Annotated in this window: 2 protein-coding genes; one reads left to right on the plus strand and one right to left on the minus strand. The window is 39.9% G+C overall.

Annotated elements, in window-relative coordinates; all coding sequences use genetic code 11:
- Positions 1-39 precede the first annotated feature (39 nt).
- Positions 40-1,512: a D-alanyl-D-alanine carboxypeptidase/D-alanyl-D-alanine endopeptidase gene (gene dacB, locus HMPREF9444_RS08360; RefSeq protein WP_050779019.1), complete on the minus strand. Its 1,473-nt coding sequence runs from the start codon at positions 1,510-1,512 to the stop codon at positions 40-42.
- A 161-nt stretch (positions 1,513-1,673) separates the two neighbouring features.
- Here dacB and fabV point away from each other — a divergent pair, with 161 nt between their 5' ends.
- Complete coding sequence (gene fabV / locus HMPREF9444_RS08365; RefSeq protein ID WP_009143982.1) at positions 1,674-2,870, plus strand: enoyl-ACP reductase FabV; 1,197 nt, start codon at positions 1,674-1,676, stop codon at positions 2,868-2,870.
- Positions 2,871-2,994: the final 124 nt, after the last annotated feature.

Consider the following 2,994-nt stretch of genomic DNA (forward strand, 5'->3'; position numbering starts at 1 on the left):
ATCGGCCTTTAGGCCGGTGAGGATGTCAAGTTGATTAATTTAATAAGAAAATTCTTTTTCATTATAAATATCTGTTATTACGGATTTTTCGAATTCATAATGCGGTGATCTTTTCTTTAACTGCTTTATTTCTTCACGCAGAGTCTGCGGATAGGTGATAGAGTTTTCTAAAATTACGAAAGGGATTAATTTATTGTTTTTACTTTTAATGAATCCGGCAAGATTTGAGACATTCTGCAGTGATCCGGTTTTAGCGATGACAACACCTTTTAATTGTTTGCCCTTAACTGACGGGCGATTTTTTAAGGTTCCGCTTATGCCTGACTTTGGCAATATAGCGATGAGATTTAAAGTTGAATCATGGGCTTTTATGTAATTTAAGACATCAAAAAGATTTTTTGCCGATAAAAGATTATGGGATGAAAGTCCTGAACCGTCCACCATATATGCGTTTTTAAGATTGATGCCGGCTTGTTTTTCTAATATTGCACGAATTGCTTTAACAGCATTTTGATAGGAACCGGCGCGTTTAAAATATTCAAAACCGACGGTTTTGGCTATGGCATCAGCATAGAGATTATCTGACTTTTGCAGCATTACTTTAACAAGATTGTAAAGGCGTGGAGAATTTATTACCGCATAAGGGGTAAATCCTGCTTGATTTTGCTTTACGACGCTAATGTCTCCTAATACGTTTAAATTAAGATTTTTTAAAATTTTTACTGTCCAATCAATTCCCCAGGATTTAGGATCGTTTACTGCAAAGAGTAAGGGATAAGGAGCGTCTTTTTTAAGTTTGGGTATGCATCCGCTTACGTGGTAAGAATTAGAGCCTAGGATTTCGGCTTCAAGAGTACATTTGTCTCTAAAATCACTTGCTTTTACGGTTATTGTCTCTGAAGATACGCTTATGGGATTGCGATTTAAAATTTCAACTTTAGCACGTCTGCCTATCGATGACGGTCTGAGTCTGCATCCTGCGCAGTTGTGATTTATGATAAGAGCAGAAGACGGAGCGGTAAAGCATACCGGTAAATCACTTGCCGACCAGCCGTCGGCACGATCTTTTCCTGTAAAACGGCTTATATCTAGAAGAATATTGCCTTTGATGCGTTTTACTCCTTGATCTTTAAGACTTTTAAATAAGGAAGAAAGATTGTCTGAAGTAAAAAAAGGATCTCCCGTGAACTTTATTTTGATGTCGCCGGTTAATGTTCCGTCTGTTGAAATTTTAAGTTTGCCGTTGGCATGACTTTGTCTGCTTATATAAAGAGCTGTTTTGAAAGTGTAGTCAGGTCCCAAATATAAAAGTGCGGCAAGAGCCGTAAGCAGTTTTTGGGTGGAAGCAGGGTGCATGTAAGTATCGTAATTTATACCGTGAATTTTATCGTTTAAGGAGTAGATAACGCTTACTGACGATCCTTCAAGCGGTTTTGCCGCGTGTGCTTCGATATTTGTACTTAAGCATAAAGCGCTTATAAGCGATATGAAAAATAATTTATATTTTTTCAAGATTCGAGTCCTAATTAATATTTTTATTCATTGAGCAAGCTTACAACAAATACGTGGAATATTTTCATTTTGTGTCGTATCTCATTAAGAGAAATTAGGTCTCGAGCTTTGTAATTTTGTATAATTGCGTCAAAACCTTAAAGTGTTTTGGAGATTTTTTAATGATTATTGAACCTAAAGTACGCGGTTTTATTTGCGTAACCACTCATCCTGCAGGATGTGAAGCCAATGTTAAGCAGCAGATTGATTATGTAAAATCCCAGGGCAAAATTGAAAACGGTCCCAAGAAAGTTTTAGTAATAGGAGCTTCCACCGGTTACGGCTTGGCCTCCCGCATCAGTGCGGCATTCGGTGCCGGAGCTGCCACTTTAGGTGTGTTTTTTGAAAAGCCGGGGACTGAAAAGCGTCCCGGATCTGCAGGCTGGTACAACACCGCTGCTTTTACCAAGTTTGCACAAGAAGAAGGTTTATACGTAAAGAACATTAACGGTGACGCTTTCTCCGATGCCTGTCGCGAAAAGGCCATTGAGATCATCAAGGCCGATTTAGGTCAGGTTGATATGGTTGTTTACTCTCTTGCGGCTCCGGTTCGCAAGATGCCAGATACCGGTGAAGTTGTCCGCTCTTCATTAAAGCCTATTGGCAAGGCATACACTTCAACAGCCATTGACACTAATCGCGATACTATTATCGAGTCAACTGTTGAGCCTGCCACCCCTGAGGAAATTGAGAATACCGTTAAGGTAATGGGCGGACAGGACTGGGAGCTGTGGATTAAGGCCTTGGCCGATGCCGGTGTTTTGGCAGAAGGCTGCAAGACTGTCGCTTACAGCTATATCGGAACTGAAATAACCTGGCCGATTTATTGGCACGGAGCTTTAGGCAAAGCCAAAGAAGATTTGGATAGAGCTGCAGCTGCAAATCGTCAGATCTTAGCTAAAGTTAACGGTGATGCTCGCGTGGCTGTTTTAAAATCGGTCGTGACCCAGGCTTCATCAGCTATTCCGGTAATGCCTCTATATATTGCTATTTGTTTTAGAGTAATGCGTGACGCCGGTACCTATGAGTTGGTAATTGCCCATATTTACCGTATGTTCTCAAAGTCTCTTTACGGTAAAGAAGCTGAAATTGATAGCGAAGGCCGTGTACGTATGGATACTTGGGAGCTTGATCCTAAGATTCAGGATAAGTGCAAAGAATTGTGGCCGACCGTTACTACGGAAAACTTAAAACAGCTTACCGACTATGAGGATTATAAGCATCAATTCTTGGAGTTATTCGGTTTTGAGATTGAAGGTGTCGACTATACAAAGGATGTAAGTCCGGTGGTTGATTTTGACGTAGTAAATATGATTTAAAAAAAAAAGAAAATGCGCGGAAAACGCGCATTAACTTAATTTAATAGATCCTGCTTAAGATTTCTTAGCAGGATTTTTTGTGCCTTTATTCTTTTATCAAAAAAGATCAGCGGCTAAAACCCCG

Source organism: Succinatimonas hippei YIT 12066 (genome assembly GCF_000188195.1).
Lineage (GTDB): Bacteria > Pseudomonadota > Gammaproteobacteria > Enterobacterales > Succinivibrionaceae > Succinatimonas > Succinatimonas hippei.

Excerpts from the sequence above, each read along its gene's own strand:
- fabV (WP_009143982.1), top strand. The coding sequence starts at position 1,674 with ATGATTATTGAACCTAAAGTACGCGGTTTTATTTGCGTAACCACTCAT.